The 17,325-nt window shown below is 57.2% G+C and carries 16 protein-coding genes; 13 read left to right on the top strand and 3 right to left on the bottom strand.

Translation table 11 applies throughout. The features are described 5' to 3' along the window. The first annotated feature begins 78 nt into the window (after positions 1–78). The 11 genes from KO536_RS21240 to KO536_RS21190 all read left to right on the top strand — a co-directional run bounded on the left by KO536_RS21240 (position 79) and on the right by KO536_RS21190 (position 14,139). The gene (locus KO536_RS21240) at positions 79–2,832 is read left to right on the top strand and encodes an LPS-assembly protein LptD (RefSeq protein WP_133075311.1); all 2,754 of its coding nucleotides are present in this window, start codon (positions 79–81) and stop codon (positions 2,830–2,832) included. Beyond that, positions 2,813–4,147: a peptidylprolyl isomerase SurA gene (gene surA / locus KO536_RS21235; protein ID WP_133075310.1), complete on the top strand. Its 1,335-nt coding sequence runs from the start codon at positions 2,813–2,815 to the stop codon at positions 4,145–4,147. The genes KO536_RS21240 and surA overlap by 20 nt, the downstream gene beginning before the upstream one ends. Next, the gene (gene pdxA, locus KO536_RS21230) at positions 4,144–5,133 is read left to right on the top strand and encodes a 4-hydroxythreonine-4-phosphate dehydrogenase PdxA (RefSeq protein WP_219262877.1); all 990 of its coding nucleotides are present in this window, start codon (positions 4,144–4,146) and stop codon (positions 5,131–5,133) included. The genes surA and pdxA overlap by 4 nt, the downstream gene beginning before the upstream one ends. Next, on the top strand, positions 5,130–5,948 hold the full coding sequence (gene rsmA, locus KO536_RS21225; RefSeq protein ID WP_219262876.1) for a 16S rRNA (adenine(1518)-N(6)/adenine(1519)-N(6))-dimethyltransferase RsmA: 819 nt from the start codon (positions 5,130–5,132) through the stop codon (positions 5,946–5,948). Before pdxA ends, rsmA begins: the two co-directional genes overlap by 4 nt. A gap of 122 nt (positions 5,949–6,070) precedes the next feature. Beyond that, a complete protein-coding gene (gene apaG / locus KO536_RS21220) occupies positions 6,071–6,451 on the top strand; it encodes a Co2+/Mg2+ efflux protein ApaG (protein ID WP_133075307.1) in 381 nt (126 codons plus the stop codon). After that, positions 6,451–7,332, top strand: a complete 882-nt coding sequence (locus KO536_RS21215; RefSeq protein ID WP_219262875.1) for a symmetrical bis(5'-nucleosyl)-tetraphosphatase — start codon at positions 6,451–6,453, stop codon at positions 7,330–7,332. The genes apaG and KO536_RS21215 overlap by 1 nt, the downstream gene beginning before the upstream one ends. 33 nt (positions 7,333–7,365) lie before the next feature. After that, positions 7,366–7,695: a thiosulfate sulfurtransferase GlpE gene (gene glpE / locus KO536_RS21210; RefSeq protein WP_019823082.1), complete on the top strand. Its 330-nt coding sequence runs from the start codon at positions 7,366–7,368 to the stop codon at positions 7,693–7,695. A gap of 299 nt (positions 7,696–7,994) precedes the next feature. After that, positions 7,995–9,917: a PrkA family serine protein kinase gene (locus KO536_RS21205; RefSeq protein WP_019823081.1), complete on the top strand. Its 1,923-nt coding sequence runs from the start codon at positions 7,995–7,997 to the stop codon at positions 9,915–9,917. 102 nt (positions 9,918–10,019) lie between these two features. After that, positions 10,020–11,294, top strand: a complete 1,275-nt coding sequence (locus tag KO536_RS21200) for a YeaH/YhbH family protein (protein WP_133075305.1) — start codon at positions 10,020–10,022, stop codon at positions 11,292–11,294. After that, positions 11,291–12,853, top strand: coding sequence for a SpoVR family protein (locus tag KO536_RS21195; RefSeq protein ID WP_219262874.1), 1,563 nt, complete (start codon positions 11,291–11,293; stop codon positions 12,851–12,853). Before KO536_RS21200 ends, KO536_RS21195 begins: the two co-directional genes overlap by 4 nt. Before the next feature lie 62 nt (positions 12,854–12,915). Beyond that, positions 12,916–14,139 carry a multifunctional CCA addition/repair protein gene (locus KO536_RS21190; RefSeq protein WP_133075303.1) on the top strand — a complete coding sequence of 408 codons (1,224 nt, stop codon included), beginning with the start codon at positions 12,916–12,918 and terminating at the stop codon, positions 14,137–14,139. A gap of 131 nt (positions 14,140–14,270) precedes the next feature. On the opposite strand, the gene folK is transcribed toward KO536_RS21190, so the two are convergent. Beyond that, positions 14,271–14,795 carry a 2-amino-4-hydroxy-6-hydroxymethyldihydropteridine diphosphokinase gene (gene folK / locus KO536_RS21185; protein ID WP_133075302.1) on the bottom strand — a complete coding sequence of 175 codons (525 nt, stop codon included), beginning with the start codon at positions 14,793–14,795 and terminating at the stop codon, positions 14,271–14,273. Further along, on the bottom strand, positions 14,786–15,139 hold the full coding sequence (folB, locus tag KO536_RS21180; RefSeq protein WP_133075301.1) for a dihydroneopterin aldolase: 354 nt from the start codon (positions 15,137–15,139) through the stop codon (positions 14,786–14,788). Before folB ends, folK begins: the two co-directional genes overlap by 10 nt. A 74-nt stretch (positions 15,140–15,213) precedes the next feature. Here folB and plsY point away from each other — a divergent pair, with 74 nt between their 5' ends. Continuing rightward, positions 15,214–15,783: a glycerol-3-phosphate 1-O-acyltransferase PlsY gene (plsY, locus tag KO536_RS21175; RefSeq protein ID WP_133075300.1), complete on the top strand. Its 570-nt coding sequence runs from the start codon at positions 15,214–15,216 to the stop codon at positions 15,781–15,783. Between the two features lie 44 nt (positions 15,784–15,827). Here the strand turns inward: plsY and tsaD are convergent, their stop codons facing one another. After that, positions 15,828–16,853: a tRNA (adenosine(37)-N6)-threonylcarbamoyltransferase complex transferase subunit TsaD gene (gene tsaD / locus KO536_RS21170; protein WP_048361129.1), complete on the bottom strand. Its 1,026-nt coding sequence runs from the start codon at positions 16,851–16,853 to the stop codon at positions 15,828–15,830. Positions 16,854–17,052: 199 nt separating this feature from the next. Between tsaD and rpsU the strand changes: the two genes are divergently transcribed. Then, positions 17,053–17,268, top strand: a complete 216-nt coding sequence (gene rpsU, locus KO536_RS21165; RefSeq protein ID WP_002551877.1) for a 30S ribosomal protein S21 — start codon at positions 17,053–17,055, stop codon at positions 17,266–17,268. The last annotated feature ends 57 nt before the right edge of the window (positions 17,269–17,325 follow it).

Raw genomic sequence — 17,325 nt, 5'->3', positions numbered from 1 at the left:
GAATCTTTTCCAGACCATCGATAGGCGTGCGGTCCCCCACCGCGGGCTGATGGCACGCAGGAAGCCCGGACTAATAAGATGGCATTGAAATCCCCCGCGTTTCGTAAAAAATTTCCGTTGCTGGTAACCGGCAGTTTGCTGGCCATGCAACCTCTAGCCACGCCGTTCGCGTTTGCCGAGGAGCAGTATGACTGTTCCGTGTCGGCTTCGGGTGGCTGGGATTGCGCACCAAAAAACAGCGTGGCGCAACTGCCACCGCGTCCGGCCCATGCCGACGGGTCTGTAGGTGCAAGCGGTGAAACCAGCGAGCAGGTCAAACAGGCCCCGCTGGTGACTGAGGCCAAAGGCCGTGCGCTAAAAGCGCGCAGTGACGACTACAGCCATCTCGACTGGGTGCCACGTGACAAACTGACCGCAGCGCAACTGGCCGAAACCGGTCCGTACTGCGCCGGTTCGTACGTAGAGCCCATCCGTCCGGGCATGAACGACACGACCAGCAAAAGCGATTCCCCGACCTTTATCGGCGCCAAGGCCTCCCGCTATCAGCAGGAAGAGCAGGTCGCGACCCTGGCCGGTGACGTCGTAATGCGTCAGGGCAGCATGCAGATCGAAGCCGACGAAGCCAGCCTGTATCAGGCTGAAAGCCGTGGCGAGCTCAATGGCAAGGTTCGCCTGCGCGACAACGGGGCCCTGATCGTAGGCGACCACGCCGATGTTCAACTGGACACGGGTGCGGCCAAGGTCGACAACGCCGAATACGTGCTGCACAAGTCGCGCATTCGCGGCAGTGCGCTGTACGCCAAGCGTGCCGAAGACTCGATCATCCGCCTCAAGGATGGTACGTACACCACGTGCGAACCCAGCAGCAACGCCTGGCAACTCAAGGGCAACAACATCACGTTGAACCCGGCTACCGGTTTCGGTACGGCGACCAACGTGACGCTGCGGGTCAAGGACATTCCGGTGTTCTACACCCCGTACATCTACTTCCCGATCGACGATCGCCGTCAGTCCGGTTTCCTGCCGCCGTCCTTCAGCAGCAGCTCCGACACCGGCTTCATGCTCGTGACCCCGTACTACTTCAACCTGGCACCCAACTACGATGCCACGTTGTACCCGCGCTACATGACCAAGCGCGGCTTGTTGATGGAAGGCGAGTTCCGTTACCTGACCGAGTCCAGCGAAGGCCAGTTCGGTGCCGCGTACCTCAACGACGATAACGACGACCGCAAGCGCCAGACCGACTACACCGACAAGCGCTACATGCTCAACTGGCAGCACAAGAGTGGCCTCGATTCCCGTGTACTGACCGAAGTCGACTACACCAAAATCAGCGACCCGTATTACTTCCAGGACCTGGAAAGTGATCAGATCGGCGTTGAAAGCCGTGATTACGTTAACCAGCAAGGTGCTGTCAGCTATCGTGGCGACAGCTATACCGCCAAGCTGAACGCACAGGCCTATCAACTGGCCACTGTTACTCAGATCACGCCTTACAACATGCTGCCGCAACTGACCCTTAATGGTGAACTGCCACAGCAACCGGGCGGCCTGAACATCGCCTACAACACCGAGCTGGTTCGATTCGATCGCAGCCTCGAAAACGGTCAGTACACCAACGAAAATGGTACTACTGATGATCGCCTGGACACTAACGTAACGGGTCTGGCTCGAGCCAACGGTACGCGCATGAACCTGGCCCCGAGTGTCAGCCTGCCGCTGAACTGGAGCTACGGCTACCTCACGCCGTCCCTCAAGTACATGTACACCCAGTACGACCTGGATCTGGATGGTACCGGCAAGACCCAATTGGCCACTGCAGGTGGAAAATTCGACAGTTCGGTTAGCCGCAGTGTGCCAATCGCAAGCGTCGACAGCGGGCTGTACTTCGACCGCAACACCAACTGGTTCGGCACCAACTACCGCCAGACCCTGGAGCCGCGTGCGTTCTATCTGTATGTCCCTGAGCGCAATCAAGACAACATCCCGATTTTCGACACCAGCGAAAGCACCTTCAGCTATTCCTCGTTGTGGCGTGACAACCGCTTCACCGGTACTGACCGCGTCGGTGACGAGAACAAGCTGTCGCTGGGTCTGACCAGCCGCCTGATCGAAGACAACGGTTTTGAACGTCAACGCATCAGCGTGGGCCAGGCCTACTACTTCAAGGACCGCAAGGTTCAGTTGCCTGGCATTGAAGACGACCGCAAGGATGCAACTTCCAGCATGTCGCCGTATGCGCTGGAGTACGCCTATCGCTTCAACCGCGACTGGCGGGCCACTGCCGACTACAACTGGGACCCGGAAAGCCGCAGCCCGCGTTCTGGCAGTGCGATGATGCATTACCAGCCTGAAGACAACCCGAACAAGGTCGTCAACATCGGCTATCGCTATCGCAACGACCAGGTTCGCTACGACCAGTACACCGGCAAGTGGATCGTTGGTGGTGGTGATTTCGGAACCCCGGGTCAACCGGGTTACATCAAGGATTACTACAAAATTCAGCAGCACGACTTCTCGGTTATCTGGCCGATCGTGCCTCAATGGAATGCCATCAGCCGCTGGCAGTACGACTACAACCGCAACCGTACCCTGGAAGCCTTCGGTGGTTTCGAGTACGACAACTGCTGCTGGAAGCTTCGTCTGATCAGCCGTTATTGGGTATCCAACGACGAGTACACCCAAGCAGCCCCTCTTAACGAGAAGGGCGACCATGGTCTCTTCCTCCAAGTTGTGCTGAAAGGTCTCGGTGGCGTTGTTGGCACCAAAGTAGAGAGCTTCCTCGACAAAGGCATCCAAGGTTATCGTGAACGTGAAGATCAAGCTTTCTGAGTGTCTGCGCCCGCTAATGCTGGGCGCGTTGTTCCTGGGTACTGCAGCCAGCGCTGCGGTACAACCCCTGGATAAAGTGGTGGCCATTGTCGATAACGACGTGATCATGCAGAGCCAACTGGATCAGCGCGTCCACGAAGTTCAGCAAACCATCGCCAAGCGTGGCCAGGGTGTTCCCCCTGCCAGCGTTCTGGACCAGCAGGTGCTTGAACGCCTGATCGTCGAAAACCTGCAACTGCAGATCGGCGAGCGTTCAGGCATCCGTATCACGGATGAAGAACTGAACCAGGCCATCGGCACCATTGCCCAGCGCAATAACATGACCATCGAACAGTTCCGCCAGGCTTTGGCCCGCGACGGCCTGTCTTATGAAGATGCCCGCGAGCAGGTACGTCGCGAGATGATCATCAGCCGTGTGCGTCAACGCCGTGTGGCTGAGCGCATCCAGGTAACGGATCAGGAAGTGAAAAACTTCCTGGCTTCGGATCTGGGCAAAATGCAGATGTCCGAAGAATACAACCTGGCCAACATCCTGATTCCAACGCCTGAGAGCGCGAGTTCAGATGCCATCCAGAACGCCGCCAAGCAAGCCGAAGATGTCTACAACAAGCTCAAGCAAGGCGCGGACTTCGGGCAAATGGCTATCGCTCGCTCCGGCAGCGACACTGCACTGGAAGGCGGCGACATGGGCTGGCGTAAAGCAGCTCAACTGCCACCTCCTTTTGACCGCATGCTCAGCGAGATGCCTGTGGGTGACGTAACACCGCCAGTGCGTACGCCTGGCGGCTTCATCATCCTCAAGCTGAATGCAAAACGCGGCGGCGAAACAGTGGTTGTGGACGAAGTGCATGTTCGCCACATCCTGATCAAACCAAGCGAAATTCGCAGCGAAGCGGCCACCAAGGCGCTGGCAGAGAAACTTTACGAGCGCATCAGCGCCGGCGAAGACTTTGCAGAGTTGGCTAAAAACTACTCCGAAGACCCGGGTTCCGCTCTTAACGGCGGCGATCTGAACTGGGTTGACCCCAACTCGCTGGTACCCGAGTTCCGCGAAGCAATGGCCGACACACCACAAGGCGTGCTGTCCAAACCCTTCAAAAGCCAATACGGCTGGCATGTACTGGAAGTCCTTGGCCGTCGCGCCACTGACAGCACCACCCAGGCACGCGAGCAACAGGCAATGAACGCTTTGCGTAACCGCAAGTACGACGAAGAGCTGCAATCCTGGCTGCGTCAGATCCGCGACGAAGCCTACGTTGAAATCAAGCTGCCAGGCGCAACCGGAACTGACAGCGCAGATCAGGCCGCGCAGTGAAAGCACAGCGCTTTGCCCTGACACCCGGTGAACCGGCAGGCATAGGTCCAGACCTGTGCCTGCTGCTCGCCTCGCAGCAACAGCCACACCCCCTGATTGCCATCACCAGCCGCGACCTGCTCCTTGAGCGGGCAGCGCAGCTCGGTGTGGCTGTCAGCCTGCTGTCTGTAGGGCCTGGCAACTGGCCCGAACAACCGGCGCCTGCAGGCAGTTTGTACGTGTGGGATACCCCCCTGAATGCCACCGTCACCGCTGGCACGCTGGACAAGGCCAACGCAGCCTTTGTGCTGCAAACCCTGACCCGCGCCGCCCAAGGCTGCCTGAGTGGCGACTTTGCAGGAATGATCACCGCCCCCGTGCACAAAGGCGTGATTAACGAAGCGGGCATTCCGTTTTCTGGCCACACCGAATTCCTCGCTGACCTGACTCATACCGAGCAAGTGGTAATGATGCTTGCCACTCGCGGACTGCGCGTAGCTCTGGTCACGACTCACCTGCCACTTCGTCAGGTCAGCGATGCAATCACCTCCGAGCGACTGATGCGGGTTACCCGTATCCTGCACGCCGACCTGCAACAAAAATTCGGCATTGCCCAACCGCGTATCCTGGTCTGCGGGCTAAACCCCCATGCCGGTGAAGGCGGGCACTTGGGCCATGAAGAAATCGACATCATCGAACCAACCCTGGAGCGCCTGCGCAGCGAGGGCATGGACCTGCGTGGCCCGCTGCCTGCCGACACTCTGTTTACCCCCAAATATCTGGAACACTGCGACGCAGTGCTGGCGATGTACCACGACCAAGGCCTGCCCGTACTCAAGTACAAAGGGTTTGGTGCCGCAGTCAACATCACCCTGGGCTTACCGATTATCCGCACCTCTGTCGACCACGGTACCGCCCTGGATCTGGCAGGTAGCGGCAAAATCGACACCGGCAGCCTGCAAGTCGCCCTGGAAACCGCCTACCAGATGGCCGAGACCCGTATATGAACGAGCAATACCAACACAAGGCGCGCAAGCGCTTTGGCCAGAACTTCCTGCACGATGCAGGCGTTATTGACCGTATCCTGCGCGCCATCCACGCCAAGGCTGACGATCGCCTGCTGGAAATCGGCCCGGGCCAGGGGGCCCTGACCGAAGGCATTCTCAACAGCGGTGGTCAACTTGACGTCGTGGAACTCGACAAAGACCTGATCCCGATCCTCAATCGGCAGTTCGCAGGGATGAGCAACTTCACCCTGCACCAGGGTGACGCGCTGAAGTTCGACTTCAAAAGCCTCAACGCTGCACCCCGTACTCTGCGAGTAGTCGGCAACCTGCCGTACAACATCTCCACACCGCTGATTTTTCACCTGCTGAAAAATGCCGACCTGATCCGCGACATGCACTTCATGCTGCAAAAAGAAGTGGTTGAACGCATGGCCGCCGGTCCTGGCGGTGGCGACTGGGGTCGTCTTTCGATCATGGTCCAGTACCACTGCCGCGTCGAACACCTGTTCAACGTAGGCCCAGGTGCATTCAATCCGCCGCCAAAAGTTGATTCGGCAATTGTCCGACTGGTGCCGCACGAAGTGCTGCCACATCCAGCCAAGGACCATCGACTGCTTGAACGCGTGGTTCGTGAAGCATTCAACCAGCGTCGTAAAACCCTGCGCAACACCCTCAAAGCCTTGCTCAGCAACGATGAAATCGAAGCCGCTGGCGTTGATGGCAGCAAACGTCCGGAGCAACTCGACCTTGCCGCCTTTGTGCGCCTGGCCGACAAGCTCAGCGAACAGCCTGTCGTAGCGCCCTCTGCCGACTGATTGCCGAGAAAAACGGGTACTGGGCCGGACGCAACGTCTGGCCTAGTACACGTTGTTTGGCCTAGACTCAGGCATCAGTTTTATCCCGAACTGTGTCTTCGCTTTCACGTAAGGCCTCTCGCATGCACGATCCCCGCTACCTGGTCGACGTCAGTGTCGTCACGCGTTACCTGCCAGAACAATCGCAGCCTGAACATCAGCGTTTTGCCTTTGCCTATACCATCACGGTGCGCAATAACGGCTCAATACCCGCAAAACTGCTGTCCCGGCATTGGGTAATCACCGACGGCGATGGCCATGTAGAAGAAGTTCGTGGCGCTGGCGTTGTGGGTTTGCAACCTACAATCGCCCCCGGTAGCGAGCACTCCTACAGCAGCGGTTCGGTCATCACGACCAAAGTCGGCACCATGCAAGGCAGCTACCTGATGCATGCCGACGACGGTCATGAGTTCAAAGCCGTCATTGCGCCCTTCCGCCTTGCGGTCCCCGGGGCCCTGCACTGATGGCGGTATATGCCGTTGGCGATCTGCAAGGCTGCCTGAAGCCTCTCAAACGCCTGCTCGAACGCGTAGCCTTCGCCCCTGACAGAGACAAGCTCTGGCTGGTGGGCGACCTGGTCAACCGTGGCCCGGAATCGCTGGAAACCCTGCGCTTTTTGTACCGCATGCGAGAATCACTGGTGTGCGTGCTGGGCAACCATGACCTACACCTGCTGGCCGTCGGCCATAACGCCGAGCGCCTGAAAAAAGGCGATACCCTGCGTGAAATCCTCCAGGCTCCCGATTGTGATGAACTGCTGAGCTGGTTACGCCAGCAACCTCTTCTGCATCACGATGCCGAGCGCAATATTGCACTGGTGCATGCAGGAATACCGCCGCAGTGGACACTGAAGAAAGCCCTCAAGTGTGCCAGTGAAGTTGAACATGCGTTGCGTGATGACAACCTCATCGGGCCTTACCTGGACGGAATGTACGGCAACGACCCTGCCAAGTGGGACAACGAGCTGACGGGCGTCACCCGTTTACGGGTTATCACCAACTATTTCACCCGGATGCGTTTTTGTACCCGAGAAGGCAAGCTCGACCTCAAAAGCAAAGAAGGCATCGGTAGCGCACCGCCAGGCTACGCGCCTTGGTTCAGTTATAAAGAACGCAAAACCCAAGGGCTCAAGATCATCTTTGGGCATTGGGCAGCGCTGGAAGGCAACTGCAAGGAGCCTGGCATCTTCGCTCTCGATACTGGCTGTGTCTGGGGAGGCGCCATGACTCTGCTCAACGTCGATACCGGTCAGCGCCTGATCTGCGATTGCGACGACCCGGCCCTTGCGGCGCCCTCCATCGCCGTGCAAACCGCCCCACCTTCCCAACCCTTGGGCGCCAGCTAACCGCGCCCGCTGTCAGGCCACAGGAATCTCCCCATGACCGAATTCAAACGTATCCCGCCAGAGCAGGCCCAGGCCTTGCGCGAACAAGGCGCCGTCGTAGTTGATGTGCGTGATCCACAGGCCTTTGCCGCCAGTCATATCAGCGGCGCGAAGCACCTGGACAACCACTCACTGCATGACTTCATCGCCAACGCCGACCTCGACGCCCCCCTGATCGTTGCCTGTTACCACGGCAACTCCAGCCAAAGCGCCGCGGCGTATTTGGTGAGCCAGGGTTTTAGCGAGGTCTACAGCCTTGATGGCGGCTTCGAGCTGTGGCGTGCAACTTATCCGAACGAAACCGCGCAAAGCACTGCCGAATAATATTTTTTTCAGCGCCAGCCCCCGGTATCAGAGGGCTGGCGCCCTTCCTGACCAACGGTCAGGCGCAACAATTCATGCATCTCGCCTTGACCTCCCGGATTACCAACTATCCTTTACCTCAGGCCATCCAAATCTGGGGAGAGCCGGTACACCGGCGAATGGATCATCGGTAGTAACTTCAAGGGCTTAGCCACCTTGATGGTGTCCTGGGGGGTACACAGCAGCTGAAATGCTGCTGCATGCCAGCACTCGAACTGACCGATCTATCGCCGACTCCACGTATCGAGCGAGGTGACGTCATGAGTATTTTTAGCCACTTCCAACAACGCTTTGAATCCACACGCCAGGAAGAGCTCACGCTCCAGGAGTATCTGGAGCTGTGCAAGCAAGACAAAAGCACTTATGCCTCTGCTGCTGAAAGGCTACTGCTGGCCATTGGTGAACCGGAACTGCTGGACACCTCAAACGACTCTCGTCTGTCACGAATCTTCTCCAACAAGGTGATTCGTCGTTATCCGGCCTTTGAAGACTTCCATGGGATGGAAGAATGCATTGACCAGATCGTCTCCTACTTCCGCCATGCTGCGCAGGGCCTGGAAGAGAAGAAACAAATCCTCTACCTGCTGGGCCCGGTCGGGGGCGGCAAGTCATCCCTTGCCGAAAAGCTAAAGCAACTGATCGAAAAGGTGCCCTTCTATGCGATCAAGGGCTCGCCGGTCTTCGAATCGCCTTTGGGGCTGTTCAACGCCACAGAAGATGGCGCGATCCTCGAAGAAGATTTCGGCATCCCGAAACGCTACTTGAGTACCATCATGTCGCCGTGGGCCACCAAGCGTCTGGCCGAATTTGGTGGTGACATCAGCCAGTTCCGCGTAGTGAAACTCTATCCCTCGATTCTCAACCAGATCGGTGTCGCCAAAACCGAACCCGGCGATGAAAACAACCAGGACATTTCAGCCCTGGTCGGCAAGGTTGATATTCGAAAACTGGAAGAATTCCCGCAGAACGACGCCGATGCCTACAGCTATTCGGGCGCGCTGTGCCGGTCCAACCAGGGCCTGATGGAATTCGTGGAGATGTTCAAGGCGCCGATCAAGGTGCTGCACCCACTGCTGACTGCCACTCAAGAAGGCAACTACAACAGTACCGAAGGTCTGGGGGCCATTCCGTTTACCGGTATCCTGTTGGCCCACTCAAACGAATCGGAGTGGCACACCTTCCGCAACAACAAGAACAACGAAGCGTTTATCGACCGGATCTACATCGTCAAAGTGCCGTACTGCCTGCGCGTCAGTGACGAAGTAAAAATCTACGACAAACTGCTGTTCAACAGCTCACTGGCCAAAGCCCATTGCGCACCCGACACCTTGAAAATGCTGGCCCAGTTCACTGTTCTTTCGCGCCTCAAAGAGCCGGAAAACTCCAACATCTACTCCAAGATGCGGGTATATGACGGTGAGAACCTCAAGGACACCGATCCGAAAGCCAAATCCATTCAGGAATACCGCGACAACGCGGGCGTCGACGAAGGCATGAACGGGCTTTCGACCCGATTCGCGTTCAAGATCCTGTCCAAGGTATTCAACTTCGATCCCCACGAAATTGCAGCAAACCCCGTTCACCTGCTCTATGTACTCGAACAGCAGATCGAGCAGGAACAGTTCCAGGCCGAAACCCGTGAGCGCTACCTGCGCTTCCTCAAGGAATACCTGGCGCCGCGCTACATCGAGTTTATCGGCAAGGAAATCCAGACGGCTTACCTGGAGTCCTACAGCGAATACGGGCAAAACATCTTCGATCGCTACGTGCTGTACGCCGACTTCTGGATTCAGGACCAGGAATACCGCGATCCGGAAACCGGTGAGATCCTCAACCGCGTAGCCCTGAACGAAGAACTGGAAAAAATCGAAAAACCGGCCGGCATCAGCAACCCGAAAGATTTCCGCAACGAAATCGTCAATTTCGTTCTGCGTGCCCGCGCCAACAACAACGGCAAGAACCCTACCTGGCTCAGCTACGAGAAGTTGCGCGTGGTGATCGAGAAGAAAATGTTCTCCAACACCGAGGACCTGCTGCCGGTTATCAGTTTCAACGCCAAGGCGAGCAAAGAGGACCAACAGAAACACAACGACTTCGTCACTCGAATGGTCGAACGCGGCTATACCGACAAACAAGTACGGCTGCTCTCCGAGTGGTACCTGCGGGTCCGCAAGTCGCAGTGAGGCAGCTGTAAGCCTCAAGCCTCAAGCTGCAAGGACCAGGCACGCGCAATTGCCTGGACTTGCAGCTTGCAGCTCACAACTTGAAGCTGCCCGGAGGGCCTAATGAGCTATGTGATCGACCGACGCCTCAATGGCAAGAACAAGAGCACGGTAAACCGTCAGCGCTTTCTGCGGCGCTACCGTGACCACATCAAAAAGGCCGTAGAAGAGGCCGTGGGCCGCCGCTCCATAACGGATATGGAACATGGCGAGCAAATCAGCATTCCCGGCCGCGATATCGATGAGCCGGTGCTTCACCATGGGCGCGGTGGCAAGCAAACCGTAGTTCACCCTGGCAACAAGGAGTTCACCAGCGGCGAACACATTCCCCGGCCTCAAGGCGGAGCGGGCGGCGGCGGTGGGCCCGGAAAAGCTGGCAATTCCGGCGAAGGCATGGATGAGTTCGTATTCCAGATTACCCAGGAAGAGTTCCTCGAATTCATGTTCGAAGACCTTGAACTCCCCAATCTGGTCAAACGCAACCTGACCGGAACTGACACCTTTAAAACCGTACGCGCCGGTATCAGCAACGAGGGCAACCCGTCTCGCATCAATATCATTCGTACCTTGCGCTCAGCTCACGCCCGGCGCATTGCCCTTTCAGGCAGCAGTCGGGCAAAACTCAGGGAGGCCAAGGCTGAGCTGGAACGATTAAAGCGCGAAGAGCCCGATAACTTCGGCGATATCAAAGCCGTAGAGGCCGAAATCGAGAAACTTAGCGCACGAATTCACCGCGTACCTTTCCTCGATACCTTTGACCTCAAGTACAACCTGCTGGTCAAGCAACCCAACCCCAGCTCCAAGGCCGTCATGTTCTGCCTGATGGACGTTTCTGGCTCCATGACCCAAGCCACGAAAGACATCGCCAAACGATTTTTCATCTTGCTGTACCTGTTCCTGAAGCGGAACTACGACAAAATCGACGTCGTGTTTATTCGCCACCACACCAGTGCACGCGAAGTGGATGAAGAGGAGTTTTTCTACTCAAGAGAAACCGGCGGCACCATCGTCTCAAGCGCACTCAAACTGATGCAGGAGATCATGGCCGAGCGCTACCCCACCAACGAGTGGAATATCTACGCAGCGCAAGCCTCTGACGGGGATAACTGGAACGATGACTCACCCATTTGCCGCGACATTCTGATCAACCAGATCATGCCATTCGTGCAGTACTACACTTATGTAGAGATTACACCGCGCGAACATCAGGCCCTCTGGTACGAATACGAACGCATCAGCGAGGCGTTTTCCGACACCTTCGCGCAGCAACAACTGGTCTCGGCCGGCGATATTTATCCGGTCTTCCGTGAACTCTTCCAGCGCAGGTTAGTGACATGACCGCCAAAGAGAATAAACGCCAACCCATCTCCACTGGCTCAGAGTGGACCTTTGACCTGATCCAGGCTTACGACCGTGAAATCGGTCGCCTGGCCGAACGCTATGCGCTGGATACCTATCCCAACCAGATCGAAGTGATTACTGCCGAACAGATGATGGACGCCTACGCTTCAGTGGGCATGCCGCTGGGGTATCACCACTGGTCCTATGGCAAACACTTTTTGAGCACCGAAAAGTCATACACCCGTGGGCAGATGGGGCTGGCCTACGAAATCGTCATCAACTCTGACCCGTGCATTGCTTACCTGATGGAAGAAAACACCATCTGCATGCAAGCACTGGTGGTGGCCCATGCGTGCTATGGGCATAACAGCTTCTTCAAGGGTAACTACCTGTTTCGCACCTGGACGGACGCCAGTTCGATCATCGACTACCTGGTGTTCGCCAAGCAGTACATCATGCAATGTGAGGAGCGCCACGGCATCGATGCGGTCGAGGACCTGCTCGACTCCTGCCATGCCTTGATGAACTACGGTGTAGACCGCTACAAACGACCCGATCCGATTTCAGCTGAAGAGGAACGCCGTCGCCAAAAAGAGCGCGAAGAGCATCTGCAAAAGCAGATTAACGATTTGTGGCGCACCATCCCTAAAAGCGCAGACAAACTAAGCGAGAAAGATAACGCGCGCTTCCCCGACGAACCTCAGGAAAACATCCTCTATTTCATAGAAAAACACGCGCCGCTGCTGGAGCCCTGGCAACGCGAAGTTGTGCGTATCGTGCGCAAGATTGCACAATACTTTTACCCACAACGGCAAACGCAAGTGATGAACGAGGGCTGGGCTACTTTCTGGCACTACACCTTGATGAACGACCTCTACGACGAAGGCCTGGTGACCGAAGGCTTCATGATGGAGTTCCTCATTTCCCACACCAGCGTGGTGTTCCAACCCGGCTTTGACAGCCCTTACTACAGCGGCATCAACCCCTACGCACTGGGGTTTGCAATGTATTGCGACATCCGGCGCATTTGCGAACACCCAACCGACGAGGACCGTTACTGGTTCCCTGACCTGGCAGGCAGCGACTGGCTATCAAGCATCAAGTTCGCCATGAGCAGTTTCAAGGACGAGAGTTTTATCCTGCAATACCTGTCACCCAAAGTAATCCGCGATCTGAAATTGTTCAGCATCATGGACGACGATCAAAAAGACGACTTGCTGGTACCCGCCATTCACGACGAGAACGGTTACCGCATCATTCGTGAAACCCTGGCTGCCCAGTACAACCTGGGCAATCGTGAACCCAACATACAAATCTGGAGTATCGACCGCCGTGGCGACCGCTCCCTGACCCTGCGCCACCAGCAACATGACCGCAAACCCTTGGGCGAATCAACCGACGAGGTCTTGAAACACCTGCACCGCTTGTGGGGCTTCGATATCCATCTTGAAACACTGCAAGGCGACCAGGTCGTGAAAGTCCATCATGTCCCACCAAAAGGCGATCACGGCGACAATGATCGCGGCCGACTGGATATGGGCGCCATTCACCTGTAATGCACACAAGCCTCCGTTAACACGGCACACGCGCTATCCTGTCGTGCTAACGGAGGTTTTTTATGCAGATCTATAAAGTTGGCGGCGCTGTACGTGATCGCCTGCTGGGCAAGCCTGTCACCGATATTGACTGGGTAGTCGTTGGCGCAACAGCCGAACAAATGCAAGCCTTGGGGTATCGCCCTGTAGGTTCAGACTTCCCGGTATTTCTTCACCCCAAAACCGGCGACGAATACGCTCTGGCACGTACAGAGCGTAAAAGCGGTCATGGTTATGGCGGCTTTATTTTTCATGCCAGCCCCGACGTCACCCTGGAAGAAGACCTGATACGCCGCGACCTGACCATCAACGCAATGGCTGAGGACGATGCTGGCAATATAACTGACCCTTACAATGGTCAGCGCGATCTTGAAGACCGTGTTTTACGCCACGTTTCCCCCGCATTTGCCGAAGATCCTCTCAGAGTCCTGCGTGTGGCCCGCTTCGCAGCACGCTACGCGAGCCTTGGTTTCAACATCGCACCAGAAACGCTGGAATTGATGCGCCAGCTGTCCAGATCCGGCGAGCTGCAAGCCTTGACCCCCGAGCGCTGCTGGAAAGAAATTTCCCGCGCCCTGATGGAAGACCAACCTCAGGTATTTATTGAAGTGCTGCGCAGTTGTGACGCACTGGAGGTGCTGCTGCCAGAGGTGAATGCACTGTTTGGTGTGCCACAACCCCCTGCCCACCACCCGGAAATCGACAGCGGCGTGCATACCCTGAGCGTGCTGGAGCAATCGGCGCTGCACAAGCAACCGCTGACCGTTCGCTGGGCGTGCCTTCTGCACGACCTTGGCAAGGGGCTTACGCCGGAGAAAGACTGGCCCAGACACATTGCCCACGAGCACAAAGGACTACGCCTGATCAAAGCCGTAAATGATCGCTACAAAGTGCCAAGGGATTGCCAGGAATTGGCATTGCTGGTGGGCGAGTACCACACCCACGGCCATCGTGCTCTTGAGCTCAAGGCTTCGACGCTACTCGAGTTACTGCAGCGCTTTGACGTGTACCGCCGCCCGCAGCGATTCGAGGAGTTTATCGTGGCATGCGAGATGGACGCCAAAGGGCGTCTTGGCCTGGAAAACCGGCCGTATCCGCAAGCTGACTACCTGCGCGGCGCTGCACGGGCCGCACTGGCCGTGGCCGTGCAACCACTGCTGGAGCAGGGCTTCAAAGGCCCAGAACTGGGTGAGGCCCTGAAGCACGAGCGGCTCAAGGCACTGCAAGCCTACAAGGATGCCGTGTAGCGCAAATATTGTGGGAGCGGGTTTGCTCGCGATGGCATCAATGCGGTCTGACGCAAAGACCGCAGCGCCAGTATCGCGAGCAAGCCCGCTCCCACAAAAAAGCAGCACCCTGCTGCACATTCAAACGACCTTCAGCCTGCCAGCATCTCCAGCGGCGTCAACTGCTCACCCCGCCATTCAAACGCAGCAGGTGCGAGCACTTGATCGATCTGTGCCTCTGCCCACAACTGAGCAAGGGTCTTGCCCACACCTGGATGCACTTTGTCTGGCGCTATCAACGATAGCGGCCACAACACAAAAGCATTCTTGAGAATCTCGGCACGGGGCAAGGTCAATCCGTCAAAACTCCCCACCAGGTCACCGTAAAACAGCACGTCGATATCCAGTGGCAATCCTTTACGATCTTGAGCATAACGTCCGTTATCAGCTTCGATCAGCTTCAATCGCCGACTCAACTCAATCAGTGGAAAATCGGTTTTCGCCGCCACCACCAGATTGAAAAAAGGCCCGCTTTTGATACCCACAGGCTGACTTTCGAAAACCGCAGAGCAACACATATCGCGCAAAAAACCGGTCAGTGCATCAAGCCCCGCCAGCAAATGCTTTTCGCGCTCGACATTACTGCCCAGCCCGAGATAAACCTGAGTTAGCGACATCCGCGCTCAATCTCCACGCCAACCCCTGTGGCCGCCGCAACGGCGCCGGGCTTGGTCAGCTTGAGGTGCAGCCAGGGAATGTTGAACTCACTCATCAACACCTCTGCCAGACGCTCCGCAAAGGTTTCCACCAGTTGAAATTGAGCGTGCTCGGCAAATGCCTGAATACGCGTGGAAACGCTCGCATAATCGAGAGCCAGCGTCAGGTCATCGCCAGCGGCAGCCGGACGGTTATCCCACGCAAAACTCAGGTCAAGACGCAGGCACTGACGGATGCCGCGCTCCCAGTCATAAGCACCAATTACGGTGTCGACTTCCAGGCCTTCGATAAACACTCTGTCCAAGCACTCTTCTCCGCAGCACGACAAGGGCGCAATGCGCCGTTAGAATCAGGGCGTCCTCGCCCGGAATAGTTAGCATGTTTTGGTTACTGGCGATCCTCGCCTACCTGCTTGGCTCTCTGTCCTTTGCCATTTTGCTCAGCCGCCTGACGGGAACTCCCGATCCGCGAATGAGTGGCTCCGGCAATGCCGGCGCAACCAACATGTTGCGTCTGGCTGGCAAAAAACTTGCCGTCCTGACCTTGCTCGGCGACCTGTGCAAGGGGCTTTTACCCGTCCTTCTGGCCTGCCAACTGGATTTCTCGCTCCAGGACCAAGCCTGGATCGGTAGCTGCGCCGTCGTAGGCCACATGTACCCTGCGTACTTCCGCTTTCGCGGCGGCAAAGGTGTCGCCACGGCTGCCGGCATGCTACTGGGGCTATACCCTCCCGCGGCATTGCTGGCTGTCGCAGCATGGCTGCTAACCTTTCAGCTGACCCGTACCAGCTCACTGGCGGCGTTGATCGCCACACCCCTGACCCTGCCATTGCTGGCCTGGCAAGAGCCTGCCGCCCTGCTGCCCATGAGCGTCCTGACGGCACTGATTGTCTGGCGCCACCGCGGCAATTTACGCGACCTGATGGCTGGGCGCGAACGCCATTTCTGAATCTTGCCCGTGAAAAAACCTCACGCTCGATCCAACCCCGGCTCTCACAGGGGCTTCAACTGCTCCATCGGCCAGCGTGCCTGCACGCTGATTGCCAATGTTTCGTGCTGGCCAGCCTGCAAACGCTGGCAACCAGCAAACGCAATCATCGCGCCATTATCCGTGCAAAATTCCGGGCGAGCGTAGTAAACGTTACCCTTCATCTCGCCGAGCATTTTTTCCAGGGATACACGCAACGCCTTGTTGGCGCTCACACCACCAGCAATCACCAGGCGCTTCATGCCCGCGTGCTTCAAGGCGCGCTTGCACTTGATCGTCAGCGTCTCGACCACAGCCTGCTGGAACGCCAGGGAAATATCGCAACGGGTTTGCTCGGTATCGTCGCCCGCGGCCACACAGCGCTGCCAAGTGTTCAGGGCGAAGGTTTTGAGGCCGCTGAAGCTGAACTGCAGCCCCGGACGATCAGTCATGGGGCGAGGGAATACAAAACGCCCCGCAACGCCCTGAGCGGCCAGACGCGCGATCTCAGGGCCACCTGGATAGTTGAGCCCCATCATCTTCGCGGTCTTGTCGAACGCCTCACCCGCAGCATCGTCCAGCGTCTCGCCCAGCAACTCGTACTGGCCGATACCATCAACGCGAACCAGCTGCGTGTGACCGCCCGATACCAACAAAGCGACGAACGGAAATTCCGGAGGCTGTTCTTCCAGCATCGGAGCCAATAAATGGCCTTCCATGTGATGGACACCGAGGGCCGGAATACCCCAGGCAAAAGCCAGCGCCTGAGCGCAAGAAGCCCCAACCAGAAGGGCTCCGACCAATCCTGGACCCGCCGTGTAGGCTATTGCGTCGATCTCGGTCGGCACACAATCGGCTTCGGCCAGCACCTGACGAATCAAGGGCAGCATGCGCTTGACGTGATCCCTTGAAGCCAGCTCCGGCACCACACCGCCATAGGCGCGGTGAAGGTCGATCTGACTGAACAGTGCATCGGCCAAAAGCCCGCGCTCACTGTCGTATAGCGCGACGCCGGTTTCGTCGCAGGAGGTTTCTAATCCCAGTACTAGCATGGGTTTACGCCTTGTAGAGGCTAAATTCGAAGGCGCGCATAATAGTCGCCACTCCCGCCCCCGGCCAGCGGTTTTCGATCAGAGGCTTTGCATTCCGGGCGATGAGGGGTTAACATCCGCAACCCTTAAAAACCGACGTCTTTCAACGCAATTTTTGCCTTGAGACGTTGACCCCGGTAATGAATGAAGGTAGCTCTGGATGCCAGCCGTCAAAGTAAAAGAGAACGAACCCTTCGACGTAGCTCTGCGTCGTTTCAAGCGCTCCTGCGAAAAAGCCGGTGTTCTGGCTGAAGTTCGCAGCCGCGAATTTTACGAGAAGCCGACTTCCGAGCGTAAACGCAAAGCAGCAGCTGCTGTTAAGCGTCACGCGAAGAAAGTTCAGCGCGAGCAGCGCCGCGCCGTTCGTCTGTACTAATACACAGACGTTCGTAGCACGCTTCTGCCAAGCCCGGCCTAAAGCCGGGCCGTAGGC

Origin of the sequence: Pseudomonas sp. NKUCC02_KPG (genome assembly GCF_019345465.1) — a bacterium.
GTDB lineage: Bacteria > Pseudomonadota > Gammaproteobacteria > Pseudomonadales > Pseudomonadaceae > Aquipseudomonas.
The sequence above is the reverse complement of the archived record's forward strand: the minus strand, read 5'-3'. Positions and strand labels throughout refer to the sequence as shown.